Below are 14,714 nucleotides of genomic sequence, written 5' to 3'. Positions count from 1 at the left end.
TAATACTTCATATGTTTACTTAAAACCTATTAATAATAACCTTAATTAAAACAACTATGGCAATAATTATTACTTACGATATTAATAAAAAGCATACCGAGTTTAAAACAGAAATGGCTACACTTGGATATAAAGATCAGATTCCAGGAACTGTAAATTGTAAAATCATTTATTTTCCTAATACAACTTTATACCATAAAACTAAATCTTCTTCGGAAGCTCGTGATGATGCACAAACTATTAGTAAGAAACTAAACATAGACCTTGAAAGATGTGTTGCCTCTATTTGGGAAAACTGGGCTGCAATTTGTGGTAGTGATTTTAAGTAAAATATAAGCTTATAACTTCAATTTTTTTCCTAAATGAGTAAGAGCATCTCGATTAGACCTTAACATAGCTGCTCCAATTAGATCATTAGAATAATTGTCAATGTATTCATTGTATTTTGCTTTGGTATTAATAACTGCTTGTTCAGTATCAATTCCTGAATATATTTCTTTTATAGCGTAATTAGCACATTCAATAAATGGTGACCTATTAAAATCCCATACAATAAATTTGTCTTTATATCCAATATAACTTAAACAACCATTCTCTATTAATTGAGAACCCAATGATTTACCTGTATGGCAGGAGCAAGTATAAAATAACGAATTTTTGAAACTTTCAACATTATGTTCGTCAATATAAGGAGTGCCTTTAGACAGCAATTCATTATCTGATCCGTGAGAGTAAGCCAAAAAAGTAAATGTATCTAAAGGTTCAGTTACTAATCCAATATAAATATGATTTAATTGATTATTTTGTAGTGAATTAACTGATAAATGTTTCTCTGAAAAAAAGTTATTTAAATCTAAATCACAATCTTCAAAAAAACCTCCAAGTTCTTCATCTTCCTTATCAATTGCAACAATAATATTAGTCATTCAAATTCTCTTTATTTCTTAAAATTAGGTCAATAGTTAATTCATTAAATTTTCTTGTAAATTCCTTACCTATTTCGCTTTGTTGCCTAATTTCGTTCAGTATATCATTAAGAGAATATGATGCTCCGTCAGAAGTCAAATACACAGGCTTATCTTTATCCTCATCCTTATCAATAATCCAATCCTCAATTACATTATCTATATTAAATTCCAAAAATCGTTCTGCCTTATCAATAATAGTCATTGCTTCTTCAATAGTAGCAGTTTTATTAATGAACCCAAAAGCGTGGTTATTTATAAAATCAGAGAATTTTTCTTTATTTTCATCAACTGCACTCCAAAGCACAACAGGTATAAGTTTAGATATATTTGTAATTTCTTCTAAAGCCTTATGCCCATCTATTTGGTTTTCAGGGAAATTTATATCTAATAATATAATTAGGTTCTTTTTTAGATTGTCCTTAATAAAATTTAGCCCCTCTGTTGGTGTTAAAAAAAAGTGAACCTTATCTTCTCCAAATCTATCTTCAAGAGACCATATAAGAGAGTCATCTTGCATCTTTTGGTTATCATCAATAACTACTATACTAATATCCATAATAAATTATTTTTCAAAAGGTAAAACTATCTTAAATGTAGCACCAGTTGGTTTTAGTTCATTTTCTACAACTTCAATTGTTCCATTCATAGCCTCAATCCTTGTTTTAACCATATAAAGTCCTATTCCTGCCCCTCCATCTTCTGCTGTTCGTGTAAAGAAAATATCAAAAATACGATACTTATCTTCTTCCAGTATTCCTATACCATTATCAGAAAAATAAAGCGTTAATTTATCGTTACTAACAATCCCACTACATTTAATCTTTTTATTTGACCTCCCTTTTAGTGCTTTTATTGAATTTGATATTAAATTATCAAAGACATCTTCCAAAGCCTTTTTATTATAATGTAATTCTAAATTTTTAGCAATCTCAACTTGAGTTTCAATATTCTCTCTTTTAAAAACATCTAAATAGATATTGTTAAACAAGTTGCTCAACAAATCATTAAGATTAATATCTTCAATATCATCATCAGATTGGGCATACTTCAACATAAAATCTATGCCTTGTCTTAATGTATTCATTTCGTCAAAAATCCTTGTTGAAATAGACCTAAACCTATCCGTTAACCTCTCATTAGGAAAATGATTTTTAAAGTATTCTGCATCTCTTATTATATGTCCAATAGTGTGTTTAGTCATATGAGAAAACATTGAAGCGTAAGTCTGCAACGATACTAAACTAAAAAACAAACTTTCTTTTTGCTTAGAGTCTTGCTCTAACTTAGCGTAATCTTTTATGCTCTTATTTACTGTGCCTTGTAATTTACTTAAATCAGCCTCTACATCTTTTAATTGCTTTTTCACCTCTGGAGAAGCACTCTTTTTAATCTGTGATAAATTCTTTTTAATAGACTTTAACCCAGTATTAGCATTTGTTAAATCTGATTTTGTGGTCTCTCTTACGTGGTCTCTCTCGTATTTTAAGCACTTTTCAATTTGCTCAATTTGCTCGATAATAAAAAGTTTAAGTTCACTATACTCAATATTATCTATAAAATCCTGTCTATTTGTTGTCTCTATAATATTAGGATTATTTTCATCAGAAATTTCTAAATAACCCAACAAATCCCTACTACTGATCTTATCGAAAAAACCTGAATATCTACGCTTATCAATTCCTAAAATATCTTTTTGTTTATTTTGATTTGCCTCGTGTTCTGCAAAAGGAGTTGTTATAATTCCATCTCTATAAACTTTAATACCATCAGTATCCAAGTTTTGATATTGTTTTACAAGTTTTCGCTTTGCCGATTGGTCGAAATAATATAATGTGAAGTCAACAAATCCAAATCTTCTTTTAGGTACAGACTTAATTATAATTTCTCCTTTGTCGTGAATTGCTATTTCTTGAGTTTCTTGCTTTTTATTATAAGATAGTTTTATTGATTTTGTAGCATAATTTACAATTGATAAAGGCTTAACATTTAAATTGTCATAATCTTTAAACGGAGAGTTGATTTTTATATTAAAAGGATATTGTGTTAATTTAGCATTAGGAGAAACTAACTTCGCAAGTTCCTTTGTAACTCGGATAATATCGTATTCAGTCCAATCATTATTAACCTTTTCAATTTCTAAAATTGTGCCTTGAGTATTTTCGTCTCCTTCTTCAAACCAATATCTATTTTTAATATCAGTAAAAAACTCTTTATCTTCTTCAAAAGGCAAGGTTAATTGTTGTTGTTCTAACGTTTGATAAACTGACCAATCAGTTTCTAAAACTGTCCAATTTTTACTGCCTTTTTGTTTTGTCTTTAGGGTTAATTTAGAACCTAATAAATCAACTGCAAATCGACCTATTCCTTTTTTTCCTACAACTTTTCTATTATAAGGCTCTGGAGAAGTTCTTTCTCTTCTTTTACTACTTGTGCCGATGACCATCCAACGATTTTTTAAGTCGTTCAACGTCATTCCTAAACCATCATCCTTAATAATTATTTTTGAGTTGTTAGATTTTGAAGTTGTATTTATGAAACTAATTGTAACATTATCAGAATTAGCATCGTAAGAGTTTTTTACAATCTCAAACAATGCAGTTATTCTGTCCGTAATTAATTCTCTACCAAGCAATCGATAGGCACTAACGTCAAAATTAAATCTTATGAAGTTATCTTGCTTACTGCTGTTGCTCATTATTAGTTAAATATATGATTTGTTCAAAAATTGCCTTAGCCAATAAAGGAGGTACAGCATTTCCTATTTGTTGTTGCATATGCATTAGACTTCCTTTAAATTCAAAATTATCAGGAAAACTTTGTAGTCTTGCTGCTTCCCTAACAGATAAGCCTCTATCCTGATATGGATGAATTAACATGTTCTTTCTATAATTAGCGATTACTACTGATGGTTTTTTGTCATCTAACCTTTTATAGATACCACTATGACAATTAGATAAATCAGCATAGTTAGACATTAACTCTTTAGGTATGGCTTGCCAGTTTTTTCCTTTAGGAATATGCTTGTATCTTTCCAAAACATAGTCTCTATTTCTTGAAACATAATTTTGTGTTGCAACTTTACAGCCATTACTCATTGTCTTTGCATACTGACTTTTTCTACCTTTCCTATATGGCAATTCATCAATACTATCTCCATTTTGTAAGATAGGTAGGTCATTTATTGCTTGTTTAACAGTTACTCGCTTTTTATTTTTTTCGGGAAAAGTAAAGTCTATACCTAGTCTATTACCTATCATAAAAAAACGATTTCTATTTTGTGGAACACCGTAATCTGATGCGGTTAAGACAGAGTGAGAAACATTATAACCTAAATCCTGAAACTCTTCTTTTAATTCTTTTAGGATTTTACCATTATGAAAAGATACAAACCCTTCAACATTTTCAAAAACAAACCATCTCGGATTTGCTTCTCTAACAAAACGAATAAACTCTTTGAATAAAGAATTATTCTCATTTTTTAAGTTTCGTGTCTTTGTATTAGAGATAGAAAAACCCTGGCACGGCGGACCTCCAAACAAAATAAATGGGTTCCTTACCTCATCAGGCACAGTAACTTCCCTTATATCCTCACATAAAACCTCAGCCTCAGGGTGGTTACTTTTAAAAGTTTCTGCTGCTGCCTTATTATATTCTACTGCAAACTGGATATCTATTCCCGCCAACTCAGCTCCCACACTCATCCCGCCAGCACCGCTAAAGATATCTATTGCATTTTTCATCATAAACCTGATTTTTATAACTTATTTAGTGAACTATCTGTTAAAATTTTCGTGAAAACTAAAATATTTAATTGCTTTTTTTCCTAGATTAAACATTAGAAAAACAACTAACTAAAATTAAGGACTATTCGGGCAATCATTTTTCATACTATTTTTTTTTACAAAATGTGATTATTTTTCAGACAAAAAAAATACTCATTTATTAAAAAAATTAAGATTATACAAATATATTTTTTTAAAAGAAATTTATTATTAATATTATCATTTATTAATAATATAAATATGTTTTCTCCCATTCTTCTTTAATTTATTTCTTGAAATCAACTTAGCTGATTCCATTAAAGCTGAAAAACCAATATAATCCACAATAGAAACCTGTTTTTCAAACTTCATAGCGATACTTTTACTAACGTCTTCGGGTTAGTGTTTTGATTATTTCAAAGAACCGCTCGTAATATTTGGGGTATCCGAATCATTTACTTTTTCAAAAACTGATAGGATATCAAAGCCAATAATATTAGCCCATTCGTATAGTAACTTAGACTATATATACATTATGCTATTTTAAATTCAACAGAGAAGGCAGGTGATGAATATAAACAAATTTGTTTATATTTGTATTATGAATGAGTTAGTAGATAAATACAAAGGCATCCACCCCGGATTGGTTCTGGAGCGCATCCTAAAGAAGCGCATGATCCGTCAGCGTCCCTTTGCCCTATCCATTAACGAACACCCCCAAACCCTTAATGCAATTATTAAAGGTAGTAGAAGCTTAAATACAGCCTTAGCCTTAAAAATTGAAAAAAAATTAGATATTGAAGAAGGCACTCTGCCCCTTTTGCAAACCTATTTTGATATTGCCCAAGAAAAAAGGAAACAAGATACACCCAAGCCAAATGTTTCCATTTTAAGAAAATCGTTATTCTGGGATACTGATATGTCCAAAATTGACTGGAACAGACAATTTAAAGCGGTTATCCATAGGGTTTTTGAACGCGGTAATGATGCCGAAAAAAATGAAATTCGCCGTTTTTATGGTTCCCAAAAAGTACAGACTGCTTTACGATCCAATTCAAGAAAGTCTTATCAGGTTATCCATGATTAACCGTTACCCTCTTATATGCTACATTACAATACCGTTAATGACCTACTGAAGGACAGCCTCATTCTTTTAATGTCCGCTAAGGAATTAGAATCTTTTAGATTAGTTGGAGGTACGGCTCTAAGTCTGCAAATTGGCCATCGGGAATCGATAGATATCGATTTATTCAGTGACCTGCCCTATGGTTCGATTGATTTTGATACCATTCAAAGATTTTTGGAATCCAATTTTGCTTTCGTAGACCACCTGGAGAATATTCCTGTTGCTCTGGGCAAATCCTATTTTATTGGAACTGATGCCGAAAACACCATAAAATTAGATGTGTTTTATACAGATCCTTTTATCCAAGACCCATTGATTGAAGACGGTATTCGCATGGCTACCCTCGAAGAAATTTCAGCCATGAAACTGGATGTCATCCAAAGAGGTGGCAGAAAAAAGGATTTTTGGGACTTGCATGAGCTATTCAATTCTTATAGTCTAAAAAATATGCTAGCACTGCACGAACAGCGTTACCCACATACCCATGACCGCTATTTGATTTTAAAGAACTTTGTTGAATTCAAACCAGCTGATGATGACTTTGACCCTATATGTTTTTTAGGTAAACATTGGGAATTTATAAAAGATGACATTTCTGAAATCATCAATAATCATATTGATGAGATTTCTAAATAATATCTACTCGGTTTTGAAAATATTTATCCGTTAATTAAAACGGCCAAATTATCTTATATTTACTGATAATATCAGTATGATTTGGTTACTAACCTTTTAGTCATAATTCATAACAACCCCTAATAGACTTATGAAAAGTAAAACTGTTTTCAGAAGAGATGTCTCCCAAACAAAAGCACTGATAAAAGCTGGAAAAATCGCTTCTAAAACAGCTCGCAGAGCATCAATTGCATTAGGACTGTCTGTTACTTTTATTAAAGACGGGATAATTTATGAGGAAAAAGAGGGGCAAATTATAGAAAAAGGCCGTATTGAAGCGCAAGATCAAACTTCATTTGAAATAAAAAAAGGAACTGTCCTTCATGCCAAGTAAAAGAAAACAAGAGTTTTTTCTGGTCTTATTTTTTTAACTCCTTTTAATAGTCAATAAGGCTTATTTCAATATTATTACACTTTCCATAGTTTATAACCCCAAAAACATCAATGGAGTTATTGCTCTCAATACGAAGTACCTTATCACAGTCTTCCAAATCGAAACTGATAAGGCAGTCAGGATATAGTTTATTAAGTCCACAAACTATTTCATTTGCTAATGGTTCACTATTTACGTCAGTTTTAAAAATTTCAACGATGGTCTGATTGATATTTATTTGCCCATTACCATTCATTTTCTTCAAACTTTTATACTTCCAAACAATACGATGTAATGGCTTTTATTTTCTCACCTTTTGCACCTTGAAAGACATAAAAATCTGAAAACGCATATTTTTTTCCGTTTTCCATTGTCATCCATCCATTAATTGCTCCTTCTTTTCCATGGGACAGGATTTGGTCTATCATCAATTCGGATGCTTTTACGGGTTGCAGTTCTTCTAATGCTTTTACAAAATTTGCTCTGCCTTCAATTTTCTTGTCCCCTATAATGTTCCAAATAATATCATCCGTAACACTATCCTTTAAAAATGTTACGTTCCCTTCAGCAAAGGCAATGTTAAACTGTTTTAAAAACTCCATTTTGGGCGAGTTGCCGCAATTGGGACTGGATATTATTTTGGTCATTATTTTAAACTTTTTACTTTACATATTCGCATTATAGAGCAGATTGAATTTATGTCCATCAGGATCTGAAAAGACACAAACGACAAATCCATTTTTATCGTAAAATTCTTTTCTGTCTACGTTTGAATCGAATAAAATTCTGCCTCCTGCATTTTTTATATCAGTTACGCATTGATCATACGCTTTCTTGGTTTCAACAGCCAACGAAAACATTACTTCGTTGCCATTGCTTAAATCGGCTGTTTTGCCTTCCAGACTGGATTCTAACTTTTCCCTTTTGAAAAAATGAATTACAAAATTATCAACACCAAAAAAGAAACTGACCAAATCTTCCGAAGGACTTCCATTTAACCTAAAGCCCAACGATTCATAAAAAGTTTTGGTTCGTTCTAAGTTTTCTACGCCTAGGTTTGCCCATACTTGTTTTGCTTTCATGGCCGAGTTTTATCATTCGCAATAATTCTTTAATCGAAAGAGAAACATTGCCCAATTGTAGTTGCACCAACGGTAAAAGTCTGTGCGCCCCCTCCAATGGTTGTGTTTAAGGGTTACGGTTGTGACCTTATCTTTTTCCGATAGGTCAAAAGACACTTTGGTGCCTACCCACTCCTCGTCAGAAGCGGTGCACTCCCAAACAATTTTACTGTTTTCTACAAGTTCAACAACCTTGAACTTTGTGATATAGCCTTCATCAAAATCAAACTCATTGACGAAGCCAATTTCAGGTTTTACTTTGAGTTTCTTCGTCCAAACGTTTCCTAAACCTTCTTCAGTAGTAAGTGCTTTATAAATCTTTGCAACAGGTGCTTTGATGTAGTTGATCTGTTCAATACTTTCCATAAAAACACTTACTTAATTCAAGGAATGGAATCCAATAGAGTTACCCTCTGTATCTTTGATTATGGAAATAAAACCATGCTCACCAATGGCCATTTTGGGTTGGATAATTTCAGCTCCATTTTCTGCTGCCCGATTTTCTAAGACCTTGCAATCCTCACAACCAAAATAAACGAGGCTTCCATTGGTTGAGGGTTTTACTCCTTCCATTTTTACCAAAGCACCTGCAGCCCCATAATTTTCCATATCACTCGGGAAGCATTTCATTTGGACGGATGAATCTGTTGGATCGCTCATATCTTCCATGGTTACTTGAAGTACCTTTTCGTAAAACGTTGTAGCCCTACCTATATCATTTACATAAATTTCGAACCATACCACGGGATTAATTTTTTTCATCTTTCGATTATTTTAAATAGTTAGTACTACAAAAGTGAAAAAAGGAAACTAAAAAAATCTTGTCCTATGACAAGTTCTCCGTTTGCGAAAGTACTTCTTTTCTTATCCTGCTCAAAGAAGTGTCGGTAATCCCTAAATAAGTAGCAATATATTTTAACGGTACTTCTTTGATGATCTGTGGGTTTTCCTGCACCAAGCTCAAATACCTTTGCGAAGCGCTTTGTGTGTGCATGGTAACGGCACGGTGTTTTGCCATAAATAGTTGGTGGGACATCCAACTGCGGCCCCATTCCGTAAAACCTTCTATGGTGCTGTACAAATTTTGAAAATCGTTAAACCCAATTTTATAGACTTCACAATCTGTTAGTGCTTGAATGGTTTCTTTTGAAGGCATACGGAGAAATAAAGAAGCTACTTCAATTAGAATTTCATTAGGGCCAAAAAAACCTGTAGTGATTTCGTTGCCTTTATAATCGATAACATATGATCGGAACAAGCCTTTTTTTATTAAATAGTAAGCGTTATTGAATTGGCCTTCCTTTAATACGGTATCATTTTTTAAAAACCCAACTTTTGTATGGGCACCAATAATAGCTTTATAGTCTTCCTTTTTAATGTTGGGATGGTCATATATGTTTTCGAAAAAGGATGCTTCCATTAATTTTACAGTTTGTTTAAAAATAAGGAAAAAGATCTATTAAAAAAACTATTCCCTTTTTCCTTTAATATAGGCATACATGGCCATAGCGTGCCCGTGGCCCAATTCTAATTCCTCTTTGAGCCAATGGGTTACTTCGGCAGCTTTTACAGTTAATGTACCATTCTTGGTAAACCCTTTTTCTTCAGCAAGATTTAGGAAGTCCTGGGCCGTTTTACCTGTTTTTTCCTCAATGTTTTTGATATATGTTTGGAATGACATAACTATGGTTTTATAGTTTGAGGTCTGACTTTTTGCGAATAGACATAAGAGACACCCAAGACAACACCTACGACGATGGGCATTACAATGTTGGCCATAACTTGGTCTACCGCTATATGGCTTATAGCTGCAAAAATTAAATTGAACGTTAAACCGGCATACGCCCATTCCCTAAGTTTGGCAGGGAGTTTTGGGAACATTATTGCGGTTGCTCCCAATATTTTGCAAACGATTAAAGTGTAGGCGAAGTAATCGGGATAGCCCAAGGGCTTGGTCCCGGCGTTAAAGTATTCGTGAGCGAACAAAAGGGTTGCCAACGGCATTATGGCTTCCATGGCAAAAATGATGGAAGTCGCCATCAAGAATATGGTCTTATTCTTTTTCATGGTTATTATTTGTTTTGATAATTGATCATCCAGTTGATTCCAAACTTGTCCGTACAGCTGCCGAAATAGGCTCCCCAAAACATATCCTGGATGGGCATTTCTACATTTCCGTCTTCCGAAAGGGCGTCAAAAAGTCGTTTGGCTTCTTCGCGGGATTCCGGTTCAAGATTGATGTGCATATTATTTCCTGAATTTACGGTCATTCCAAATTCTTTAGGGGCATCGGTTCCCATTAAAATATGTCCTCCAAGTATGGGAAGCTCTACGTGCAACACCATTCTTTTCACTGTTTCGTTCATAGGCGGATGGTTATGATCAGCGGGGACCTCTTCAAATCGCTGAATGCCGTTAACAAAATCGGATTTAAAGACACTTTTGTAAAAATTAAAGGCTTCTTCCGTATTGCCCGGAAAATTTAAATAGGTGGATACCCTTGCCCTATTGTTGGGTTTGTTTTGTTTACGCAGCCTAAATTGTGATTCGATGTACTGGTCAAGGTTTGATAGTGCCATTTCAAAACCTTCCTTAAAGCCCATTTCAATTATTTTTTCCAGATCATTGAGGCTATCAAAGGTCAAAGTAACATCTACTAAGGTTTGGTCCTCTTTTGCAGTAAATTGATTGTTCCAATAGTTCTGTGGCAATTCTTGGTTCATGGTGCCGTTTTCATCACAAAAGCCGTCTTTTGCTTTAAAGAACTCTTTATCCACAATTGAGATATAATGGACCTTTGCCCAATGCTTTTCGCCCTCTGGACTGACCATAGCATAGTGCCAATGGCCGCCTTCCTTAAATTCCATTGTTTTGGTCTCCGCTTTCCAAGGCTTTGGTGCCCACCATTTGTCTAATATTTCTGATGTTGTCCAAGCGTACCACACCAATTCAAGTTCTGCATTAAATTCCCTTTGGATATTAATGGTCTTGTTTTCCTTGTTTACGGAAAAATTGAATAACAGGCTATTTTTCATTTTTTTTGTTTTTAAGTGTTTCCAATACATTGTCAAGTTGGCTGAATCGATTTTCCCAAATGACCCTAAATTGCTCCAGCCATTTATCGATTTCTTTCATTTTTTCGATTTTCAGCTCATAATAGATTTCTCTGCCCTGTTGATTTGCCTCGACCAGATCACATTCATTTAAGATTTGGATGTGTTTTGAAATCGTAGGTCTTGCGGCATCAAAATTTTCTGCTATCGCACCTGCCGTCATAGCTTGTGAGGTAAGCAAAACCAATATGGCACGCCTTGTGGGGTCGGAAATGGCCTGGAAAATATCTCGTCTTAATTTCATTATGAAGTTATTTGACTACAAATATAAATGAAGTTATTTAGCTACACAACAAAAAATGAATAAAAATTTTATTTGACCGATATATCATTCATTAATTGACCAAAAAGAGTTTAATGTATAAGAAGTTCTAAAGTTTATTCCCCTTTAAAAATAGACTGGACTTCCCGATGTATTTTTTGAAAATGCATAGCCAGGTCGGTTTCAGATACCTCGTATTCCCGTTTGGGCCTTTCCTTTAAAATGGGCTGTAATTTGAAACGCAGCCTCTTGTCCTTTCCATCGGCAAAGGCGATAAACTCCCCTTGTTTCAGTTTAAAGAAGATTTCGGCCCTACGTTTGGACACTTCGCGCTCGCCTTTGGTAATGCGGCTTTCAAAACTAATACCGCTACTTTTGCTGACGCTGCGGGTCGGTGTTTTGATAATTTCAAAGAACCGTTCGTAATATTTGGCGGTATCCGGATCGTTCACCTTGCCAAAAAACTGATAGGACAGGTTGCTTAAAATAGCCTTGCTTGCCTTATCCCCATAAAGCAAATCGTTCTGCACTTTATCCTGCATCACATAGACAGTGCAAATATCATAACTGCGCAGCGTGGCCGGAATACGGTGCATATTGGGCAACTTCAGGGTCGGTGCTTCTTCCATGAGCAAAAAGGAGGATGCTTTGTCCCGCAAGCTCATTTGCTTGATAATGGTATGCATCACCATGGCAATGACCGGCGAATACGCCGAATCATACTTGGGATTATTGACCAGGGCGATTACCGCAGGATTTATGGGATTATTGATGTCCAGGGGCACTTCGTCCTTGGACAGTACATAGAACAGTTTTTGGGAACTGATTTTTCTAAAGGCATTGCCCAGGGTACTTTTCACTCCGGCGGTCTGCTTTTCCGATTCAATCCCGTTGAGGAATGCACTGGCCATACTCCGCGATGTCAGGTCGGACCTTAAAAAGGCCACCAATCTTTTGGTGTCCAAATTCTGGAACAAGGCGATGACATGGGGCAAGGTACAGAAATCGGGATAAGCCGTTTTCATTTTCCATATCATTCCGCTCAGCAGCCCCTCTACGGCATCGGAAAAAAACTTATTGCTCCCGCTACTTTCCGAAAGGTTCTGCTCCAACAGGTTTTCCATGAGCACCCGTGACACTTCGTTGACGCTCTCCTCGTTGGGCAAATACTGTGGGGCAATGGGATTCACCCGGCAATGAATGTCATCAAAAGCAATGGTGTAAAAGGGCATGTCCATGTCGCTGAACAGCGGATAGGCGATTTCGGTAAGTTCAAAATCCTTATAGTCATGGACGACCCCACAAAATCCATTTCGACTGAAATGCTGCAAAAAATTATAGACCACACTTTCGGTCTTTCCACTTCCTGCCGAACCGATGACCGAAGCCCCCCGACGGATGTTATCGATTTTGAACCTCCCATTTTTCAGTTTAAAACGCACCCGGTATTTTTTGTTGATCCGTTCCTGCTTTTCACCATGGAACAGACCATAAATGATAGCTCCAAAAAACAAGGTCGGCACCACAACATACAGGACGATATGTTCCCATGGCCAAATCATATCCCTATAGATCCCGATTCAATCGCCCTTCCAATCCCTTTTTTCAAGGTATTGATGGCTTTCATGGTGAGCTGGAGCTTGTTGGTCGGGATGCTGAGCAACGCCGCATCCACCCCACTTTTTTGCAACAGTTTAAAGGCCAACGCCCTTTCATTGGCAGGTAGGTTCGTAATGGTGGAAAAATACAGCTTGGGATCCTTTAAAAAGGTTTTCCGGGCGGTATAGGATTCCACATAATTACGTTTGTACTTGAACATGGCATCAAAAGTCTTTTCGGCATTCCTATAAAAAGTGTCCCTATCGAATCCGCGTTTTACCATTTTGCCGTTCATTTCCACTTCTGAAGCCCTGTATTTACTTCCCGGGGACAGGCTATAACGGTTGGACACATCCTTGCGGCTTACAATGATATGGATGTGGCTCTGGGGGCCCGGCTTGGGCATGTCCCTGACGATACGTTTGCCATCCAACTGATGGGGCGCTTCACGCTCCAACCGGGCTATCTCTGTTTTCAATTTTTTGATATCCCCCGTTCTTTCCCCTCGTTGAATGCTTCTAACCTGTTGTTTCAATTCCAGTATTTTAGTGGCATAAGGTTGGTTTTCCTGTATCTGTTTATCCGAACCTTTAAAGGTCCGTTGCCGTTCCACTTTGGCGTAATATGTAATGTCGTTTACATTGACGGGCCTGCCCTCGATTTCTCGGTTAAAGGCTTTGGCGTAGGCTTTCATGGCTTCCCTGGTGTATTGTTTTAGAGCTTCGGGGGAATCCCCAATGGTTTTAAGTTCCCTTTGGCTTGGGTTCAGGGTAATGGAATAGAACTTGGGCTCCGTTTTTTTTAGTTTGGCCGTGTTGCCATCAATGGCCTTGATGACTTCATCCGCGGATATTTCATTGTTATGTTGGTCAAAAAATGGCTCCATTTCAGGCACGGGCTTCCCTTCGTTCTCCTTTTCGAGATAGTCCACAAATGCGGCGGCACTTTGGCCATAGTTTCCGCTAAGGTTTTGTGCGGTGATGGTGATGTACATGATCCAGGTTCGTTTTAAAGTTCTCCAATTCATTCCTATCCATATCCAGCTTATGGTAATCCTTACCAAAGGTTGTTTTGATATGGTACAATCGGCCCAACAGTATTTCCATACCATTTTTATAAATGCTGAGTTGTTGCCGCATCTCTTCATAGCGGTTTTGGTAATGTTCCAGTTCGGCATCCCGTGTCAGGGTTTCGGGAGTGCCAAAATCAAATACCTCTTCTGCCACCTCACCCTGCTCCGCTTGTGTTATTTCCCGAAAGAGCGTATCCAGCATCGCCTTGGTGGGCAGGGTCTGTTGTTTTTCAATGTTGCGGACAATAGCGATTAGGGCATTGATGCGTTTTTTGGTATCATCGCCTTTCACCCCCAGACTGTCATTGGGGTCAAGATTGTTCCATTTGAAGAAGTTCAGCATGGCCTCCAGCGTTTCCGAATGCGATTTGGAAACTTCTTTGGAAAACGCCCGAAAGCGATCGGCAATATCTTTTTTGACATTGATTCCGGAAAAGCCGTATGTTGAAAATCTCTTCATTTTGCTGCAAAAAATGGCCTGTTTACTATGGATTTCAGAGGGTTTGCTGCAAACCCTTGATATTCAGCACAATAAAAACAATTTTAAGTAACTGATTATCAATTTCTTAATTAAAAAAATCGAACAGAAACACCGCAGAGCGTGTTACCCTCTTGCTCCTCGATTTTTGTCCCGCAGGGACAAA

21 protein-coding genes are annotated in these 14,714 nt (G+C 36.0%); 4 read left to right on the top strand and 17 right to left on the bottom strand.

The genetic code is table 11. The features are described 5' to 3' along the window. The first annotated feature begins 56 nt into the window (after positions 1-56). Positions 57-329, top strand: a complete 273-nt coding sequence (locus tag ABI125_08685) for a hypothetical protein (GenBank protein ID XCF04804.1) — start codon at positions 57-59, stop codon at positions 327-329. A gap of 9 nt (positions 330-338) precedes the next feature. Here the strand turns inward: ABI125_08685 and ABI125_08680 are convergent, their stop codons facing one another. The 4 genes from ABI125_08680 to ABI125_08665 are packed head-to-tail and all read right to left on the bottom strand — an operon-like array spanning position 339 to position 4,711. Then, positions 339-926, bottom strand: coding sequence for a hypothetical protein (locus ABI125_08680; GenBank protein ID XCF04803.1), 588 nt, complete (start codon positions 924-926; stop codon positions 339-341). Then, positions 919-1,524 carry a response regulator gene (locus ABI125_08675; protein ID XCF04802.1) on the bottom strand — a complete coding sequence of 202 codons (606 nt, stop codon included), beginning with the start codon at positions 1,522-1,524 and terminating at the stop codon, positions 919-921. The genes ABI125_08680 and ABI125_08675 overlap by 8 nt, the downstream gene beginning before the upstream one ends. A 6-nt stretch (positions 1,525-1,530) precedes the next feature. Continuing rightward, positions 1,531-3,663, bottom strand: a complete 2,133-nt coding sequence (locus ABI125_08670) for a sensor histidine kinase (protein XCF04801.1) — start codon at positions 3,661-3,663, stop codon at positions 1,531-1,533. Next, positions 3,647-4,711, bottom strand: a complete 1,065-nt coding sequence (locus tag ABI125_08665; GenBank protein ID XCF04800.1) for a DNA cytosine methyltransferase — start codon at positions 4,709-4,711, stop codon at positions 3,647-3,649. The genes ABI125_08670 and ABI125_08665 overlap by 17 nt, the downstream gene beginning before the upstream one ends. A 619-nt stretch (positions 4,712-5,330) precedes the next feature. On the opposite strand from ABI125_08665, the gene ABI125_08660 reads away from it, so the two are divergent. From ABI125_08660 to ABI125_08650, 3 genes are all read left to right on the top strand, one after another. Next, on the top strand, positions 5,331-5,816 hold the full coding sequence (locus ABI125_08660; GenBank protein XCF04799.1) for a helix-turn-helix domain-containing protein: 486 nt from the start codon (positions 5,331-5,333) through the stop codon (positions 5,814-5,816). Between the two features lie 15 nt (positions 5,817-5,831). After that, positions 5,832-6,491: a nucleotidyl transferase AbiEii/AbiGii toxin family protein gene (locus ABI125_08655; protein ID XCF04798.1), complete on the top strand. Its 660-nt coding sequence runs from the start codon at positions 5,832-5,834 to the stop codon at positions 6,489-6,491. A gap of 130 nt (positions 6,492-6,621) precedes the next feature. Continuing rightward, positions 6,622-6,864, top strand: a complete 243-nt coding sequence (locus tag ABI125_08650; GenBank protein ID XCF04797.1) for a hypothetical protein — start codon at positions 6,622-6,624, stop codon at positions 6,862-6,864. Positions 6,865-6,907: 43 nt separating this feature from the next. Here ABI125_08650 and ABI125_08645 read toward each other — a convergent pair whose 3' ends face one another. From ABI125_08645 to ABI125_08585, 13 genes are all read right to left on the bottom strand, one after another. Beyond that, positions 6,908-7,168 carry a hypothetical protein gene (locus ABI125_08645; GenBank protein ID XCF04796.1) on the bottom strand — a complete coding sequence of 87 codons (261 nt, stop codon included), beginning with the start codon at positions 7,166-7,168 and terminating at the stop codon, positions 6,908-6,910. A gap of 4 nt (positions 7,169-7,172) precedes the next feature. Next, complete coding sequence (locus ABI125_08640; protein ID XCF04795.1) at positions 7,173-7,550, bottom strand: nuclear transport factor 2 family protein; 378 nt, start codon at positions 7,548-7,550, stop codon at positions 7,173-7,175. Positions 7,551-7,568: 18 nt separating this feature from the next. Then, on the bottom strand, positions 7,569-7,985 hold the full coding sequence (locus ABI125_08635) for a VOC family protein (protein XCF04794.1): 417 nt from the start codon (positions 7,983-7,985) through the stop codon (positions 7,569-7,571). Positions 7,986-7,997: 12 nt separating this feature from the next. Next, positions 7,998-8,390, bottom strand: coding sequence for an SRPBCC domain-containing protein (locus ABI125_08630; GenBank protein ID XCF04793.1), 393 nt, complete (start codon positions 8,388-8,390; stop codon positions 7,998-8,000). Positions 8,391-8,402: 12 nt separating this feature from the next. After that, complete coding sequence (locus ABI125_08625; protein XCF04792.1) at positions 8,403-8,786, bottom strand: VOC family protein; 384 nt, start codon at positions 8,784-8,786, stop codon at positions 8,403-8,405. 64 nt (positions 8,787-8,850) lie between these two features. Then, entirely contained in the window at positions 8,851-9,444 is a 594-nt protein-coding gene (locus ABI125_08620) for a Crp/Fnr family transcriptional regulator (protein XCF04791.1), read from the bottom strand. A gap of 48 nt (positions 9,445-9,492) precedes the next feature. Beyond that, positions 9,493-9,705: a DUF4287 domain-containing protein gene (locus tag ABI125_08615; GenBank protein ID XCF04790.1), complete on the bottom strand. Its 213-nt coding sequence runs from the start codon at positions 9,703-9,705 to the stop codon at positions 9,493-9,495. A 2-nt stretch (positions 9,706-9,707) separates the two neighbouring features. After that, positions 9,708-10,091 carry a DoxX family protein gene (locus tag ABI125_08610; GenBank protein ID XCF04789.1) on the bottom strand — a complete coding sequence of 128 codons (384 nt, stop codon included), beginning with the start codon at positions 10,089-10,091 and terminating at the stop codon, positions 9,708-9,710. A 5-nt stretch (positions 10,092-10,096) separates the two neighbouring features. Then, entirely contained in the window at positions 10,097-11,059 is a 963-nt protein-coding gene (locus ABI125_08605) for an SRPBCC domain-containing protein (GenBank protein XCF04788.1), read from the bottom strand. Continuing rightward, positions 11,049-11,381, bottom strand: a complete 333-nt coding sequence (locus tag ABI125_08600; GenBank protein XCF04787.1) for a metalloregulator ArsR/SmtB family transcription factor — start codon at positions 11,379-11,381, stop codon at positions 11,049-11,051. The genes ABI125_08605 and ABI125_08600 overlap by 11 nt, the downstream gene beginning before the upstream one ends. A gap of 134 nt (positions 11,382-11,515) precedes the next feature. Next, positions 11,516-12,961 (bottom strand): TraM recognition domain-containing protein, encoded by a 1,446-nt coding sequence (locus ABI125_08595; GenBank protein XCF04786.1) that lies wholly within the window; start codon positions 12,959-12,961, stop codon positions 11,516-11,518. Next, entirely contained in the window at positions 12,958-13,992 is a 1,035-nt protein-coding gene (mobB, locus tag ABI125_08590) for a MobB family relaxase (GenBank protein ID XCF04785.1), read from the bottom strand. The genes ABI125_08595 and mobB overlap by 4 nt, the downstream gene beginning before the upstream one ends. Then, positions 13,961-14,530 carry a BfmA/BtgA family mobilization protein gene (locus ABI125_08585; protein XCF04784.1) on the bottom strand — a complete coding sequence of 190 codons (570 nt, stop codon included), beginning with the start codon at positions 14,528-14,530 and terminating at the stop codon, positions 13,961-13,963. The genes mobB and ABI125_08585 overlap by 32 nt, the downstream gene beginning before the upstream one ends. Between the last annotated feature and the right edge of the window lie 184 nt (positions 14,531-14,714).

Origin of the sequence: Tamlana crocina (assembly GCA_040429635.1) — a bacterium.
GTDB lineage: Bacteria > Bacteroidota > Bacteroidia > Flavobacteriales > Flavobacteriaceae > Flavisericum > Flavisericum crocinum.
The sequence above is the reverse complement of the archived record's forward strand: the minus strand, read 5'-3'. Positions and strand labels throughout refer to the sequence as shown.